This window comes from Paramicrobacterium chengjingii, from assembly GCF_011751765.2.
Classification (GTDB): domain Bacteria; phylum Actinomycetota; class Actinomycetes; order Actinomycetales; family Microbacteriaceae; genus Paramicrobacterium; species Paramicrobacterium chengjingii.
Genome location: NZ_CP061169.1, coordinates 1,256,447 through 1,271,710, shown reverse-complemented (window position 1 = coordinate 1,271,710; position 15,264 = coordinate 1,256,447). Strand labels below are relative to the sequence as shown.

Sequence of the window (15,264 nt, the reverse complement as noted above, 5' to 3'; positions counted from 1 at the left end):
CTCAAACTCCGAGCGGAATATTCGCTCCGGGAATCGCATCGAGAAGGTTCTTCGTGTATTGCTCGCGAGGATTGCCGAAGACCTCGTCTGTCGTTCCTGTCTCGACGATCTCGCCCTTCTGCATGACAACCACGTTGTCGGCGATCACACGCACCACGGCAAGGTCGTGGGTGATGAAGAGATAGGTCAGCCCGAGCTCCGACTGCAGTTCGGCAAGCAGTTGCAGAATCTGCGCCTGCACGAGAACGTCGAGTGCTGACACTGCTTCGTCGAGAACGACGATGTCTGGCTTCAGTGCGAGTGCACGTGCAATGGCGATGCGCTGTCGCTGGCCGCCAGAGAGCTCATTCGGGTACCGGTTGATCAGCTGTTGCGGCAGGGCCACCTGCTCAAGCAGCTCCCGTACACGCTCACGGCGCTCGTCAGGCGAGCCGACCTTGTGGATACGTAGGGGCTCCCCGATGATGTGGCCGATGTTGCGCATCGGATCAAGCGACCCATAGGGGTCCTGAAAAACGGGCTGCATGCGACGCCGGAGCGCCATGAGCCCCGAACGTTTCATGGTGGCCAGATCGGCGCCTTCGATCGCTATGCTACCGCTCGTGATGCTCTCAAGCCCGAGCGCCATCTTTGCGATTGTCGACTTACCCGAGCCGGATTCACCCACGAGCGCTGTCGTCGTGCCCTTTGCAACAGAAAGGCTCACGTCGTTCACCGCGATGAAGTTCTCTGAACGGAAGTTTCCGCGTCGGATCTTGAACATCTTCGTGAGATTCGACATCTCGATAACCGGCGATGTCTCCCCTTCCGTTGCCGCCTCAACGCTCTCAACACGTTCTTCTGCGGTTTGGGCAAGATCGAACTCACCGCCGGGCTCGGGAGTGGCCTTGTGCTCGACGGCTGCCTGAATGCGGTGCGACGCAAGGCTCGGGGCTGCAGCGACAAGACGCTTGGTATACGGATGCTGCGGGTTTTGCAGAATCTCTCTGCTGGAACCTGCCTCCACGATGTTGCCCTTGTACATGACAATGAGCTTCTCTGCCCGCTCGGCCGCGAGACCGAGGTCGTGCGTAATGAACAACACTGCCGTGTTATTCAGCATTGTCAGCTCAGCGAGGTTATCGAGAATCACTCGCTGCACCGTCACATCGAGCGCCGAGGTTGGCTCGTCGGCGATGAGCAGCTTCGGCGTAGCAGAGACCCCCATGCCAATGAGCACGCGCTGGCGCATCCCGCCTGAGAACTGGTGCGGAAACTGCCCCAGACGTCTCTCGGCGTCATCGAGTCCCGCCTGTTTCAGCACCTCGATCGCGTGCCTCTCGATGTCTCGCTTCGACGAGGCTATGCCGTTGGCGCGAATGGTCTCCTTCACCTGGAATCCGATGGACCATACGGGGTTCAAGTTCGACATCGGATCTTGCGGAATGAAACCGATCTCGCGGCCACGAACGTTTTCGATCTGGCGCGACGAGAGTTTCGCGAGATCACGCCCGTCGAACATCACTTCGCCGCCGGTGATCTTGCCGTTGTCGGGCAGAAGGTTGATGACACCGTGTGCTGTCGTGGACTTGCCCGAACCGGACTCACCCACGATCGCAACGGTCTCGCCTGGCATCACATCGAAGGAGATTCCGTGCAGTGCTTCGGTGAAGCCATTCTGCGTCGAAAACCCGATAGTCAGATCGCGGATGCTGAGCAGGGGTTCAGAGGCGCTCATCGTGCCCTCGCTTTCGGGTCAAGGGCGTCGCGCAGAACTTCGCCAAGCATGATGAATGCGAGAACGGCGACAGTCAAGGCGATGGATGGGTAGATCAGCGCGACAGGGGCTGTGCGGAGGGTTGTCTGAGCATCACTGATGTCGTTACCCCACGACATCACCGAGGAGTCCATTCCGACCCCGAGGAACGACAGCGTTGCCTCGCCGACCATCGCGAGGCCGAGGTTGAGTGTCGTGACGACGATCACCGGCATGAGCGAGTTGGGCAGCACGTGAGACATCATGGTTGTGAACCGCGACCTGCCCAGTGCGATCGCCGCCATGACGTAGTCCTGGTTCTTCACCCGGAGCACTTCGGAACGCAGGATGCGCGCGACAGACGCCCACGCGAATCCTCCGATGGCAAGCGAGATTGTCCACACGTTGCGGTAGTCGGAGAATACCGACATCACCACGACCGCGGCGAGGATGTAAGGAATCGAGAAGAAGATGTCCCCGACGCGAGACAGCACCGAGTCGGTCCACCCGCCATAGAAGCCGGCGAAGATGCCGAACAGCACCCCGAGGAGGCTGCCCAGCGTTGTGGAGGCGATACCGACGACGAGTGAGGTCTGCGCCCCCCACACGATGCGTGCCCAAATGTCGCACCCCTGGCGGGTAAAGCCGAGAATATGATCGCCCTGCGGACCTGCGTTGCTTTGGGCAAGTGTGCAGCCCTGTGTGGGCGATACCTGCGTGAACAGAGTGGGAAAGAGCGCCATCACGATGAAAACGAGAGCGATAATCGCCGAGATGTAGAACAGCGGTCGGCGACGCATTGAGCGCCAGGCGTCTCGCCACATGCTTCCCGGCTTTTCGCCGAGCCTGACGGAATCCACCTCTGCGACGGGAGTTCTGTCGACGGGTGCGACGAAATGGGGTATTTGCTTAGACATAGCGAATCCTGGGGTCGAGCACGGCGTAGAGAAGATCTACGAGGATGTTGAGGAGCACGTAGACGAGCACCAGAACGGTGACGAATGACACGACGGTCGGGCGTTCTCCACGGACGATTGCTTGAAAGAGAGTGTTCCCGACACCGGGAACATTGAAGATTCCCTCGGTGACGGTGGCTCCGACGATCAGAATTCCGAAGTTGGTCGCCGAGTTGGTGACCACTGGAATCAGGGAGTTGCGCAGAACATGCACGGGAATAACGCGTCTTCGGCTGAGACCCTTTGAGTATGCGGTGCGCACGAAGTCGTTGCCGAGCGTTTCCACCGTCGATCCACGCATGAGACGCATGCTTGTGGCGTACAGGCTCAGGGCCAATACGATCGCGGGCAGCAGCATATTCCACCACGCGGTGTTTCCGCCGACAGTCGGGCTCGCCAAGCCCCATTGAATTGCAACGAAGAACTGTGCGAGAAACGCAATGACGAAGATGGGAAGCGACATGAGGACGAGGCTGATGATGAGCATCGCGTTGTCAAAGAACTTGCCTTTGCGGATGCCGCTGAACAGACCGATCGTGATCGAGAGGATCAGCTCGAGAACCACGGCCATCACCGCAAGTTTCAGAGTGACGGGGAACGTCTTGACGAGGATCGCCGAGACTTCGCGCCCGGAGTAACTGATGCCAAAGTCACCCTGGAAGATGTCACCGATATACAGCAGATACTGCAGAATGAACGGCTTATCAAGGTTGTACTGGGCTCTCAGGGCCTCAAGTACTGCAGGGTTCGGGGTCTTGTCTCCGAACATCGCCAGGATGGGATCGCCTGGCATTGCGAAGACCATGAAATAGATGAGGAACGTCGTTCCGAAAAACACGGGGACAGCTTGAAGGATTCGCAGCAGGATGTATCTGAGCATGCGGCGCTCACTCTGCCGATCGCTGTGGGGTCATTGGTGTACTGCCGTTTCGAAGAGAGTGTCGTTGTCGGCTCACGTGTGGGGTGGCGCAGCCTGTGCTGTGCCACCCCACACGTTGTCAGGCGATGTTACGCCGTCTTGGTGATTTGGTAATAGAGCGGAACGGAGTTCCAGCCGAACTCGACGTTATCGACGAGAGTCGAGTAGCCGGCGACGACGTTCTCGTACCAGAGCGGGATCGCCGGAAGATCCTGCAGAAGCACTTCCTGAGCTTCCTGGAACTTCTCGTTTGCGACCTTCGCATCAGTGGAGCTGATGCCTTCCTTGATCAGCGAGTCGAACTCTTCGCTCGAGTAGTCACCGTCGTTGGACCCGGCACCCGTGCCGTAGAGCGGGCCGAGGAAGTTGTACAGGCCAGGGTAGTCGGCCTGCCATCCACTTCTGTGCGCCGTGGTGATCTCGCGGTTGGTGATCTTCGTACGCATCTCAGCAAACGTCGGGTAGGGGTCGCCCTCCGCCTTGATGTCCAGCACGTTCGCGATGCTGTTGCACACGGCGTCTACCCATGCCTGGTGATTGTCGTCGGAGTTGTAGGCGATCTTGAATGTTCCCTCCCACGGGCTGATTTCGTCAGCCTGAGCCCAGAGGTCCTTCGCCTTCTCCTCGTTGAATTCGAGCACCTCTGCGCCATCCAGCTCATCGCTCCAACCGTCGATGATCGGTGATGTGAAGTCACTGGCCGGCGTGCGCGTCCCCTCGAAGATCACGTCGGTGATCTCGTCGCGATTGATCGACATCGACAGTGCCTGTCGACGGAGCTTGCCCTCGTCACCCTTGAAGTGGTCGAGGAACTGCCCGATCGTGAACGACTCGAAGAGTGCGGACGGCTGGTTCACGGTGCGCTCCCCGAGGTCACTCTCGTAGGTGCCAAATGATGAGGCCGGAATCTCGTCGAGCACATCCAGCTGATCCGACAGCAGGTCAGCGTAGGCCGCGTCCATGTTCGCATAGAACTTCATGGTGACTCCGCCGTTTTGCGCCTCGCGGTCACCTTTGTAGTCCTCATTCTTCACAAGGTCGATCTTGACGTCGTGCTCCCACGCGTCGTCGCCGGCGAGCTTGTAGACGCCGTTGCCGACCGGGTTCTCGCCGAACGCCTTCATGTCTTCGAAGGCCACGGACGGAAGCGGGTAGAACGCCGAGTAGCCGAGCCGCTGACCGAAGTCGGATGCCGGGTGGCTCAGGGTCACGGTGAAGTGGTAATCATCGACAATCTCGAGGCCGGTGAGTTCACTGTCTTCGTCCCAGCTGAAGCCCTCGATGTCTTCGAAGAAGTACGACGACAGCTGCTCGTTGCTGAGCAGGGCACCGTAGTTCCACGCGTCCACGAACGATTTTGCTGTGACCTCTTCGCCGTTTGTGAACTTCCAACCCTCATTGAGCTGGATGTCCCACACAACACTGTCATCACTCTTGATCGACTTGGCAACCTCATTGTGCACGGCACCGTCGACGTCGTAGTAAATCAGCCCGGCGAAGATGGAGTCGAGAATCTTTCCTCCACCAACTTCGTTGGTGTTGGTGGGAATGAGCGGTTTCTGGGGCTCGGTGCTGTTCACTGTGATGATCGCAGCGTCATCGCTGGATCCACCACCTTCGCTGCCGCCGTTTGAGCAGCCGGCGAGCGCGAGCGCTGCAACACTTGCCACCGCTGTAGCGGTGAGCAGGCGACGCATCCGCGACGTCGTTTTTCTCACGTTTCCTCCTGTGCAAGGTGAATTGCCGCAGCGCTATTTTGGCCACACTGCCGCAAAGTACTAGCACGACACTAAGCGCTGTCAACAGGCGCGCACAACGCGCACCGTCGGGAATGTTACCCCCACTTAATAAAATTGACAGAATCTTGTGGGCTATGCACGATTACTGCGGACGTCACACGCTTCTCTGAAGATGATTCGTGACGTCACGACAATTACTCGAACGACCGCCATTCCCAGAGGTTCCACGTGAGCGATGGTGCGATCACTCGAGGGCTGATGCCCGCGATGCGATCGGGGTCGAATGCCGTGATCGACGGAAACTGATAAAGCGGCGCGCCATAGAAGTCAGCGCGAAGCTCAGAGTCGACGTCGGCAAGCAGCTCAGACTGCTCGCCAGCATCCTCCGTCTCACTCATGTCGCGGAACAGCGCGTCAACGGTCTTACTGGAGTACCCATTGAGATTATTGCGTGCCTTCGTCGCGTATCTGCTTTCGGAATCGACCGCACCGAGACTCGAGGACTGCCATGCAAAGATCGCCGCATCGTATTTGCCGGGCACGCCGAGGAGCTGCCGCCAGTGATCTGTGCCGCAATCAGTTACCGAGAATCCTGCTTGGGAAGCGGATTTTGCGATCATGTCGAATTCGGCAGCGCGTCTCGGATTGTTCGCGGCATACAGGATGCACACCTCTGGCTTGGGCGTTCCCGCTTCGTCAAGCAGAGCTTTCGCACCAGCAATGTCAACGGCTGGGAACGCTGCCCCGGCTGCCGATTCGTCGTACCCCGACGTCCCTGGAGTGAACACGAAGGAGTCGCGCGTCTGCGCTTTCGATCCCACGATCGGCTCGATGAGTTTTTCGACGATGGCCTTCCGTGGAATTGTCTTCAGAAATGCCTCGCGCACGAGAGGATCATCGAACGTGCCGTTGGCTGACGCTCCGAATTGCAGATCGATGTGTTCAAAGCTGGCGACGAGACCAGTGAGTGTTGTCAGATCGTCGAGTGCGGCCAGCTGCTCAGCGACTGCGGGAGTCGCCTGCGGCGAGATCACGTCGACATCACCGTTCTCCACCGCGGCGACCTGTGCTGCCGGATCGTCGAGGTACCGCACGTTGACTGTCGCAATCGACGGTCTGTGCGCCCCCGAGTACTCGGGATTGGCAGACAATGTGATTCCTTTTTCCGAGTCGATGTCGTCGATGACATACGGTCCGCTCGACAGGTAGGTTTCCTCGGGTGAGTCGACGTTCTCGAGCGCGAACCCGGTGTTCCACCACGACGAGATCTTCGACAGAGCTGTGAAGTCTTCGTGCGAAACAGCGTCGATGATTGCCTGCGCGGCGTCCTCGTGCGATTCGACTTCCAAGGCGTTCTGAGCAACAACGTGGGCGGGCAGCGGAGGCGGGAGAGCGATTCGCCAGTCCGTGATCGCGTGCGAGTACGTGATCGTCATCGAGCGGCCGTCATCGCTCAGCTGCGGCAGTTCTGAGGCGAGTCCGAGCCCGGAGTCGGGCCGAGCCCCCGAATCAAAGAACACAATGTCCTCTGGCAGGTCGGCCGCGCCGTTGTCCGACACAGCCGCACGGTAGTCGGTCGGGTCGAAGTCCGCGGTGTTCAGCGCTCCAGAATGGGCAGCCCAGTCGAGCAGCAGATCGGCCGCGCCAACGGGCGTGCCGTCAGACCATGTTGCCGAGTCGCTCACTGTATAGCGCACAACAAGCGGATCGTCCGAGATTTTCTCCACGGTGCCGAACGAGGTGTCTGGCGCGACCTCGAGACTCTCGTCATACGAGGTGAAGTTCGACAACGTCAGGGTCGTGATGTCGGCGTTGCCGGATGCGGATCCAGAGGGCGTTGTCGTGTTGTATGAGGAGAACCGATCGCTGGTTCCGATAGCGACGGACGACTCAGCATCGGGCCCGGTGTCTGCGCAGCCCGCTAAGCTGAGAATGCTGGCGCCGAGCGCCGCAACGGCGATGATCATTCGTGTTGATCTCATTCTTCCTCCCCGTCGAAAACGCTACACTGGCGCCAGCCCTCGACCCTGGATGGACCCTTACCTCAATGACCGCCCCCGTGCCCGCACTCCCCCGGCAGACTCGCACCCAGCTGTGGTGGGAAATCGGCATCGTCCTCGCTCTCTCGCTCGGAGCATCCGCCGTTTATTCCGTGCTCACGATCATTCGCAGAGTGCTCGCCGAAACGGCTCTCGCGGATCAATCCGCTGGACTCAACCCGACGCAAAGTCCGCAAGAGTGGATCGATCTGACGTATCAGCTGCTCGGAATCGCATTTGCGCTGGCTCCCGTCGCACTCGTGCTCTATCTGCTCTGGCGTCCACACGAGTCAGCATTCACCCGCATCGGACTTGACCGTACGAAGCCATGTCAGGACCTGGGTCGAGGGATGCTGCTGTTCGCAGCGATCGGTGTGCCTGGTATCGCCTTCTACGTCATCGGTCGCATGCTCGGCATCACCGTCGACGTGAGCACGTCCGGTCTCGGAGACTACTGGTGGAGCATCCCCGTTCTGATTCTCTCGGCGCTGCGCGCGGCTCTGCTTGAGGAGATCATCGTCGTCGGCTACCTGTTCACACGATTGCGGGATCTGGGCTGGAATCGGTGGGTGATCATCGTTGCAGCCGCCGTGCTGCGTGGAAGCTACCACCTCTATCAAGGGTTCGGTCCATTTCTCGGGAACGTCGCCATGGGCGTTCTCTTCGGCTGGATGTACACCCGCTTCGGGCGAGTCGCCCCACTCGTCGTGGCGCATTTTCTGCTCGACCTTGCGTCATTTCTCGGTTACCCGCTCGCCGTCCTACTCATGCCTGGAATCTTCGGCACGGCGTAGTTTCGAAATCGGCTCTTCCCCTCGAACAGGGGGTTCGATAGTCTGCGACACAATGTTGTGTCGTCCGACAAAGGGCGCACATGATCAAGGAGGATCATGGTTTCAGCAACCGACCCGCCTCGCGATGCGCAGGCTCCGATCGATTACCCAGCCGTCCAGAACTCCGAACAATTCCGTGAGCTGCGCACGAGGCATCGCAGCTTTACATTTCCACTCGCCGTCGCATTTCTCGTCTGGTACTTCGCATACGTGCTACTCGCGGATTATGCGCATGATTTCATGTCCACACCCGTCATCGGCAATATCAACCTGGGAGTCGTGCTCGGGCTCGCCCAGTTCGTCACCACCTTCGGAATCACCATGTGGTACGTGAGCTATGCCAATCGCAAGCTCGACCCGCTCGCAACGTCCATCAGAGAAGATCTTGAAGAACGCGAGCCTGCAGCTCAGGCGGAGGTTGACTCATGAACCAGCTCATCATCTCGGCCGCCGAGCACGAGTCAATTGGCGAGCCACTTCTCAACATCGGAATCTTTGCCGCGTTTGTCATCATCACGCTTGTTGTCGTGCTGCGCGCAAGCCGCAATAATAAGACGGCTGCGGACTACTATGCAGGCGGCCGGTCGTTCTCCGGCGGCCAGAACGGAACGGCAATCGCCGGCGACTATCTGTCGGCTGCGTCGTTTCTCGGCATTTGCGGCGCCATCGCGGTGAACGGCTACGACGGATTTCTCTACTCCATCGGGTTTCTCGTCGCCTGGCTCGTTGCTCTGCTGCTGGTCGCCGAGCTGCTGCGCAACACGGGGAAGTTCACAATGGCCGATGTTCTGAGCTTCCGGCTCAAGCAGCGCCCTGTGCGCATGGCGGCCGCGCTATCGACCCTTGCCGTCTGCCTGTTCTACTTGCTCGCGCAGATGGCGGGCGCCGGTGGTCTCGTTTCTCTTCTGCTCGGCATCCATGAAGAGATCGGCCAGTCGATCGTGATCGCGGTCGTTGGAATGCTCATGATTCTGTATGTGCTCATTGGAGGCATGAAGGGCACAACGTGGGTGCAGATCATCAAGGGTGCGCTGCTCATCGCGGGGGCTGCCGTCATGACCGTGTGGGTGCTCTCCCTCAATGGGTTCAACCTCTCGGAACTGCTCGGAAATGCGGCTGCCGCCGCCGGACCAGAGATTCTCGAGCCCGGAATGAAATACGGTGCGACAGATGCGTCGAAGCTCGACTTCATCTCGCTTGCGCTTGCGCTTGTGCTGGGCACTGCGGGCCTCCCCCACGTGCTCATGCGCTTCTACACCGTCCCGACGGCGAAGGAGGCGCGTCGCAGCGTCGTCTGGGCGATCTGGCTCATCGGTCTGTTCTACCTGTTCACGCTCGTGCTGGGATACGGTGCCGTGACGCTCGTGGGCGCCGACCGCATCCTTGCCGCTCCTGGCGGCGTGAACTCAGCAGCGCCGATGCTCGCGTTTGAACTGGGCGGCGCCTGGTTGCTCGGAATCATCGCGGCGATAGCGTTCGCAACGATTCTCGCCGTTGTGGCTGGTCTGACGATCACGGCAGCGACGTCGTTTGCGCACGATATCTACACGAACGTGATCAAACGCGGCCAGACGTCACAGGGAAAAGAGGTCAAGGTAGCCCGCATCACCGTCGTTGTGATCGGCTTGTTGGCGATCGTCGGTGGCATCGGCGTGCAGGGGCAGAACATCGCCTTTCTGGTGGCACTCGCGTTCGCGATCGCCGCGAGTGCCAACCTGCCGACCATTCTCTACTCGCTGTTCTGGAAGCGCTTCACGACGAGGGGCGCGCTCTGGAGCATGTACGGAGGCCTCGGTTCAGCGCTTCTGCTCATTGTGCTCTCGCCCGTGTTCTCGGGGACGGAAACATCGGTGTTCGCCGACGCGGACTTCGCAATCTTTCCGCTGCAGAACCCGGGAATCATCTCGATTCCGCTGGGCTTCGCCCTCGGCTGGCTCGGTACGATCACGTCGAAGAAGCCGGAAGACCCCCGTATCGCCGCAGAGATGGAGGTGCGCTCTCTGACTGGACATGGCTCAGAGAAGGCTGTCGAGCACTGACGCAATTACCGCATGTCGGCCCGATTTCGGCCACACGTGCACGCGTTGCGTGCCCCGCGTCACGAGCAGTAGCCAAAAGTGGCGACCTTTCCGCGCGGAAAGGTCGCCACTTTGGGCGTGTGCTCAGTGAGGCAGATCGTGCGTGGAGAGAATCAGAGCCAATCGCGCAGTGGCGACAGCAACAATGCCCGCCACTGTGAGCTAGGCGAACGCCTCAATGGGCGGGCACTCGCACATGAGATTGCGATCACCGTATGCCTGGTCGATGCGCCGCACGGGAGGCCAGTACTTCGAGCGCACAAGCGAGCGCACAGGGTACACGGCCTGCTCTCGTGAATACGGATGCGTCCAGTCGGCCGTCGCAATGGCCTCGGCCGTGTGCGGGGCGCCGACGAGCACATTGTCGTCTGCCGGAGACTCGCCGGCCGCAACGGCATCCGCCTCAGCCTTGATGCCGATCATCGCGTCGATGAATCGATCGAGCTCCGCAATGTCTTCGCTCTCGGTCGGTTCGACCATGAGAGTGCCCGATACCGGGAACGACATGGTCGGCGCGTGGAATCCGTAGTCGATGAGACGCTTGGCCACATCATCGACGGTAATGCCCGTCTGCTTCGTGAGCGGTCGCAGGTCGAGAATGCACTCATGAGCGACGAGTCCGTTGTCTCCCGTGTACAGCACGGGGAAGTGATCTCGCAGTCGAGCAGCGATGTAGTTCGCGCTCAGCACGGCTGCACGCGTTGCCCGCGCAAGACCCGTGGTGCCCATCATGCGCATGTATGCCCACGTGATCGGCAGGATGCTGGGGCTGCCGTACGGCGCCGCGGAGACAGGCCCTCCGTCGTGCGTCAGGCCCGCATGGTCGTTTGACTGCGCCATCGGATGGCCCGGAAGGTACGGTGCCAGATGCGACTTTGCTGCCACAGGACCCACGCCTGGCCCGCCTCCGCCATGTGGAATGCAGAACGTCTTGTGCAGGTTGAGGTGCGAGACGTCTCCCCCGAAGTCGCCGAACCGCGCGTAGCCGAGCAGTGCGTTGAGGTTGGCTCCGTCAATGTACACCTGGCCACCCGCCTCGTGCACTGCCTCGGTGATGTGTACCACGTCATGCTCGTACACGCCGTGCGTCGACGGATACGTGATCATGAGCGCGGCGAGCTCGTCGGCGTGCGCAGAGATCTTGGCTCGCAGATCAGCGAGCTCGACATTGCCATTCTCGTCACAGGCGATGACGACGACCTTCATGCCTGCCAGAACGGCGGATGCCGCGTTCGTGCCATGTGCGCTCGAGGGGATCAGACACACGGTGCGCTGTTCGTCACCGTTCGCGCGGTGGTAGCCGCGGATCGCGAGAAGGCCGGCGAGTTCACCCTGACTGCCCGCGTTGGGCTGCAGCGACACGGTGTCGTACCCAGTGACGTCGGCGAGCCACGTCTCGAGCTGCGCGATGAGCTCGAGTGAACCCGCGACGTCGGCTGCGGGCGCAAACGGGTGAAGTCCGGCGAACTCGGGCCAGGTGACGGCCTCCATCTCGGTGGCTGCGTTGAGCTTCATTGTGCAGCTGCCGAGTGGAATCATGCCGCGGTCGAGCGCGTAGTCGCGGTCAGCGAGACGCTTAAGGTAGCGCATCATCGCGGTCTCGGAATGATGCGTGTTGAACACCGGATGCGTCAGATACTCGCTCTGGCGTGCAAGCTCGTCGGGAAACTGCGCGAGTGCGGTGGGCGCGATGGCACGGGCTGTCTCGGCGATCTGCCAGATCCCCGATTGCTCGGGAACCGGCAGCGGGTCGCTATGGTCAGATGAGAATACCTCCGCGATGACCCCGACAAGCTGATCGTCCTGCGCGGTCACCTCGTCGAAGCTCACGCGCACGGTTTCGGCGTCGACCTTGTGCAGAAGCAGCCCGTGACCCGAAGCGCGTGCGACAACAGCGTCCGCGTCGCGCACGCTGACTGTGAGCGTGTCGAAGTAGTGCTCTGTCGTCACTCGGACGCCATGCTCGAGCAACGCACGCTGCGCCAGAACAGCCTTCGCGTGCACCGCCTGGGCGATCGAGCGTATGCCCTGCGGCCCGTGATACACCGCATACATCGCTGCCATCACGGCAAGCAGCACCTGAGCCGTGCAAATGTTCGACGTCGCCTTCTCTCGACGAATGTGCTGCTCACGAGTCTGAAGACTCAGCCGGTACGCCGGCTGCCCCGCGGCATCCTTGCTCACTCCGACGAGGCGGCCAGGCAGCTGACGCTCGAGGCCCTTTCGCACGGCCATGTAGCCAGCGTGCGGGCCCCCGAATCCCATGGGTACACCGAAGCGCTGTGTTGTGCCAATGGCGACATCAGCGCCAAGCTCGCCAGGCGACGTCACGAGGGCGAGCGCAAGCAGGTCCGCCGCAACGACAGCGATTCCCTTCTGCTCATGGCTCGCCGCGATGACGGATGCCGGGTTCCACAGCTCGCCCGATGCCGCGGGGTACTGTACGAACACGCCGAAATGCTCCGGCACGTCGGTGCCCCCGCGCACGTCTGCGATGACGAGGTCAATGCCGACAGCCTCGGCGCGCGTCTCGAGAAGCGCGAGCGTCTGCGGAAATGCGTCGGCATCGGCCACGAACACGTTCGACTTCGATTTGGACGCGCGACGAGCGAGCAGCATCCCCTCGACGACGGCCGTACCCTCGTCGAGCATCGATGCGTTCGCCGTGTCGAGCCCCGTGAGGTCGGTGATCATTGTCTGAAAGTTGATGAGCGCTTCAAGGCGACCCTGCGAGATCTCCGGCTGGTACGGCGTATAAGCGGTGTACCACGAGGGATTCTCAAGAACGTTGCGTGTGATGACCGCCGGCGTAATCGTGTCGTAGTACCCCTGGCCGATGAGGCTCGTGCGCACAGTGTTGCGATCGGCGAGCGCGCGAAGCTCTGCGAGGGCCTCACGTTCGCTCGCGGCATCCGGAATCAGGCTATCGAGGCTCTCGTCAACACGGATGCCCGTCGGGATCGCCGAGCTGACGAGATCGTCGATGCTCTGAAACCCGAGCGTCGACAGCATCTGCTGGCGTGCCGCGTCGTCGATGCCAATGTGGCGGTCGGCGAATACGTCGCCGAGGTGCGGCGTCACTCGCTCACCAGCTTCGCATAAGCGTCGGCATCGAGCAGGCCTGCGGGAAGCTCGGGCACCTCGATGGTCAGCATCCATCCGTCGCCGTACGGGCTCGAGTTGACGAGCGACGGGTCATCGACGACGGCATCGTTGATCGCGGTGATCGTACCGGTGACCGGCGCGAAGAGCTCGCCGACGGACTTCGTCGACTCGATTTCGCCGACGACCGTTCCGGCTTCGACCTCGTCGCCCACATCGGGTAGTTCGACAAAGACGACGTCGCCGAGCTTCTCTGCGGCGTAGTCGGTGATACCGACGGTGACAGATGAGCCGTCGATATTGAGCCACTCGTGCTCTTCGGTATAAGACAGTGCGCTGGTCTCGGTCATGGCGTTTACTTCTTCCGTGAGTAGAAGGGCAGGGTGGTCACTGTTGCAGCGATGCGCTTGCCGCGCACCTCGATGTCGAGTTCGGTGCCGGTCTCGGCGACGTCGGGGGCGACGAGAGCCAGCGCTATGGGGTGGCCGAGGGTTGGTGAGAGGATGCCGCTCGTCACGGCTCCGACCTCAGAATCACCGGACAGAACGGGGTATCCGGTGCGGCCTGCACGACGCCCATCCGAGACGAGGCCGACGAGCACGTGCGCGCCCTCGTCTGGTTCGACGGCATCCTTGCCGACGAATGCTTCTTTGGCCGCAACGACCACGCGACCAAGGCCCGCTTGTGCCGGCTTCAGCTCGCGCGACAGTTCGTGGCCGTAAAGCGGCATGCCGGCTTCGAGTCGCAGCGAGTCACGGGCGGCGAGCCCCGCGGGCACAAGTCCGAGCGATTCTCCGGTGGCAGAGACCGCGCTCCAGAGTGCTGCGGCTTCGTTCGTCTTCACCAGAAGTTCGAAGCCGTCTTCTCCGGTGTAGCCGGTGCGAGCGAGGAGCAGTGCAGAACTGCCGAACCGCGCTGCGGCCCACGCAAAGTACTTCTGCTCGTCCCAGGGCACCGAGAGCTCGCGGATCTCACGGGTTCCGGCGAGGATCGCCTCGGCCTGCGGTCCCTGCACAGCGATGAGAGCGTAGTCGTCGCTGACGTCAGAGACGCTGACGTCGAAGCGCGATGTGCGCGCCGACAGCGCTGCGCTGACGGCATCCCGATTCCCTGCGTTCGAGATGATGAGGTACTCGGAGTTCTTCAGCCGGTAGACGATGACGTCGTCGATGACGCCGCCGGACTCCGTCAGAAGAAGGGAGTATTTCGCGCGCCCGACAGCCACGGCCGAGAGTCGACCCGCCAGCGCAAAATCGAGAAACTCCCCTGCCGACGCTCCCGTGACGGTGAATTCGGCCATGTGGGAGATGTCGAAGATGCCAGCGGCTTCGCGCACAGCCTTGTGCTCGGCGAGGTCGCTCGTGTACCGCACCGGCATCTGCCAGCCGGCGAAGTCGGTGAATGACGCACCGAGCGACTCGTGCACAGCATGCAAAGGACTGTGGCGCGCGGCATCCGCGTGGGTAGTTGTCTGGTCTTGATCAGGCACGAGTTCTCCAATGTCGCCGTGCGCACAGCGTGCGATGGTGTGGGAACTCCCCCTCTGTCATGAGCCTGAGAGCTTCGCCGCTGGGAAGCGACTTTCACCGTGGGCGGGAGCAGTCGCTCCGCTTTTCAGAGTGGCCAGAACGATGCGGTATGAAACCTGAGAGATTGGCGGGGAGGCTTGCTCCTTCGGTGCCCGATTCAACGAGCTCTCCCGCGTCGTGCGTGCGGCCTGATATTCAGTTGCACGCACAGCTTATCTTGCCGCGCGAGAAAACTCGATGATGCGCTCGATCAATTGTTACGAGATTTCGCTTGTCGACATTTCCGGTTCTGGTCACAGTGACACTAAGATAGAAGAACAGTAAAGGTCACATT

The 15,264-nt window shown here is 60.9% G+C and carries 11 protein-coding genes and 2 riboswitches; of the genes, 3 read left to right on the top strand and 8 right to left on the bottom strand.

Annotated features, from left to right (window positions below):
* Window position 1 precedes the first annotated feature (1 nt).
* From HCR76_RS06130 to HCR76_RS06110, 5 genes are all read right to left on the bottom strand, one after another.
* Complete coding sequence (locus HCR76_RS06130; RefSeq protein ID WP_166989171.1) at window positions 2-1,717, bottom strand: dipeptide ABC transporter ATP-binding protein; 1,716 nt, start codon at window positions 1,715-1,717, stop codon at window positions 2-4.
* Window positions 1,714-2,652 (bottom strand): ABC transporter permease, encoded by a 939-nt coding sequence (locus HCR76_RS06125; RefSeq protein ID WP_166989169.1) that lies wholly within the window; start codon window positions 2,650-2,652, stop codon window positions 1,714-1,716. Before HCR76_RS06125 ends, HCR76_RS06130 begins: the two co-directional genes overlap by 4 nt.
* Entirely contained in the window at window positions 2,645-3,571 is a 927-nt protein-coding gene (locus HCR76_RS06120) for an ABC transporter permease (protein ID WP_166989167.1), read from the bottom strand. Before HCR76_RS06120 ends, HCR76_RS06125 begins: the two co-directional genes overlap by 8 nt.
* A 128-nt stretch (window positions 3,572-3,699) precedes the next feature.
* Entirely contained in the window at window positions 3,700-5,307 is a 1,608-nt protein-coding gene (locus HCR76_RS06115; protein ID WP_166990300.1) for a peptide ABC transporter substrate-binding protein, read from the bottom strand.
* A 236-nt stretch (window positions 5,308-5,543) separates the two neighbouring features.
* Window positions 5,544-7,331 carry an ABC transporter family substrate-binding protein gene (locus HCR76_RS06110; protein ID WP_166989165.1) on the bottom strand — a complete coding sequence of 596 codons (1,788 nt, stop codon included), beginning with the start codon at window positions 7,329-7,331 and terminating at the stop codon, window positions 5,544-5,546.
* Window positions 7,332-7,396: 65 nt separating this feature from the next.
* Here HCR76_RS06110 and HCR76_RS06105 point away from each other — a divergent pair, with 65 nt between their 5' ends.
* The 3 genes from HCR76_RS06105 (at window position 7,397) to HCR76_RS06095 (ending at window position 10,260) form a co-directional block, all read left to right on the top strand.
* Window positions 7,397-8,182 (top strand): CPBP family intramembrane glutamic endopeptidase, encoded by a 786-nt coding sequence (locus HCR76_RS06105; RefSeq protein WP_166989163.1) that lies wholly within the window; start codon window positions 7,397-7,399, stop codon window positions 8,180-8,182.
* Window positions 8,183-8,278: 96 nt separating this feature from the next.
* Window positions 8,279-8,650 (top strand): DUF485 domain-containing protein, encoded by a 372-nt coding sequence (locus tag HCR76_RS06100; RefSeq protein ID WP_166989161.1) that lies wholly within the window; start codon window positions 8,279-8,281, stop codon window positions 8,648-8,650.
* The gene (locus HCR76_RS06095; RefSeq protein ID WP_166989160.1) at window positions 8,647-10,260 is read left to right on the top strand and encodes a monocarboxylic acid transporter; all 1,614 of its coding nucleotides are present in this window, start codon (window positions 8,647-8,649) and stop codon (window positions 10,258-10,260) included. The genes HCR76_RS06100 and HCR76_RS06095 overlap by 4 nt, the downstream gene beginning before the upstream one ends.
* A 201-nt stretch (window positions 10,261-10,461) precedes the next feature.
* Here the strand turns inward: HCR76_RS06095 and gcvP are convergent, their stop codons facing one another.
* The 3 genes from gcvP to gcvT all read right to left on the bottom strand — a co-directional run bounded on the left by gcvP (window position 10,462) and on the right by gcvT (window position 14,890).
* Window positions 10,462-13,311, bottom strand: a complete 2,850-nt coding sequence (gene gcvP / locus HCR76_RS06090; protein ID WP_244971534.1) for an aminomethyl-transferring glycine dehydrogenase — start codon at window positions 13,309-13,311, stop codon at window positions 10,462-10,464.
* Between the two features lie 65 nt (window positions 13,312-13,376).
* Window positions 13,377-13,751 (bottom strand): glycine cleavage system protein GcvH, encoded by a 375-nt coding sequence (gene gcvH, locus HCR76_RS06085; protein WP_166989157.1) that lies wholly within the window; start codon window positions 13,749-13,751, stop codon window positions 13,377-13,379.
* Window positions 13,752-13,756: 5 nt separating this feature from the next.
* A complete protein-coding gene (gene gcvT, locus HCR76_RS06080; protein WP_198248155.1) occupies window positions 13,757-14,890 on the bottom strand; it encodes a glycine cleavage system aminomethyltransferase GcvT in 1,134 nt (377 codons plus the stop codon).
* A 47-nt stretch (window positions 14,891-14,937) separates the two neighbouring features.
* A riboswitch (glycine riboswitch) is annotated at window positions 14,938-15,024 on the bottom strand.
* Between the two features lies 1 nt (window position 15,025).
* A riboswitch (glycine riboswitch) is annotated at window positions 15,026-15,113 on the bottom strand.
* Between the last annotated feature and the right edge of the window lie 151 nt (window positions 15,114-15,264).

Coding starts and splice junctions, on each gene's coding strand:
- HCR76_RS06130 (WP_166989171.1), bottom strand. CDS start 1,717: ATGAGCGCCTCTGAACCCCTGCTCAGCATCCGCGATCTGACTATCGGG.
- HCR76_RS06125 (WP_166989169.1), bottom strand. CDS start 2,652: ATGTCTAAGCAAATACCCCATTTCGTCGCACCCGTCGACAGAACTCCC.
- HCR76_RS06120 (WP_166989167.1), bottom strand. CDS start 3,571: ATGCTCAGATACATCCTGCTGCGAATCCTTCAAGCTGTCCCCGTGTTT.
- HCR76_RS06115 (WP_166990300.1), bottom strand. CDS start 5,307: ATGCGTCGCCTGCTCACCGCTACAGCGGTGGCAAGTGTTGCAGCGCTC.
- HCR76_RS06110 (WP_166989165.1), bottom strand. CDS start 7,331: ATGAGATCAACACGAATGATCATCGCCGTTGCGGCGCTCGGCGCCAGC.
- HCR76_RS06105 (WP_166989163.1), top strand. CDS start 7,397: ATGACCGCCCCCGTGCCCGCACTCCCCCGGCAGACTCGCACCCAGCTG.
- HCR76_RS06100 (WP_166989161.1), top strand. CDS start 8,279: ATGGTTTCAGCAACCGACCCGCCTCGCGATGCGCAGGCTCCGATCGAT.
- HCR76_RS06095 (WP_166989160.1), top strand. CDS start 8,647: ATGAACCAGCTCATCATCTCGGCCGCCGAGCACGAGTCAATTGGCGAG.
- gcvP (WP_244971534.1), bottom strand. CDS start 13,311: ATGCTGTCGACGCTCGGGTTTCAGAGCATCGACGATCTCGTCAGCTCG.
- gcvH (WP_166989157.1), bottom strand. CDS start 13,751: ATGACCGAGACCAGCGCACTGTCTTATACCGAAGAGCACGAGTGGCTC.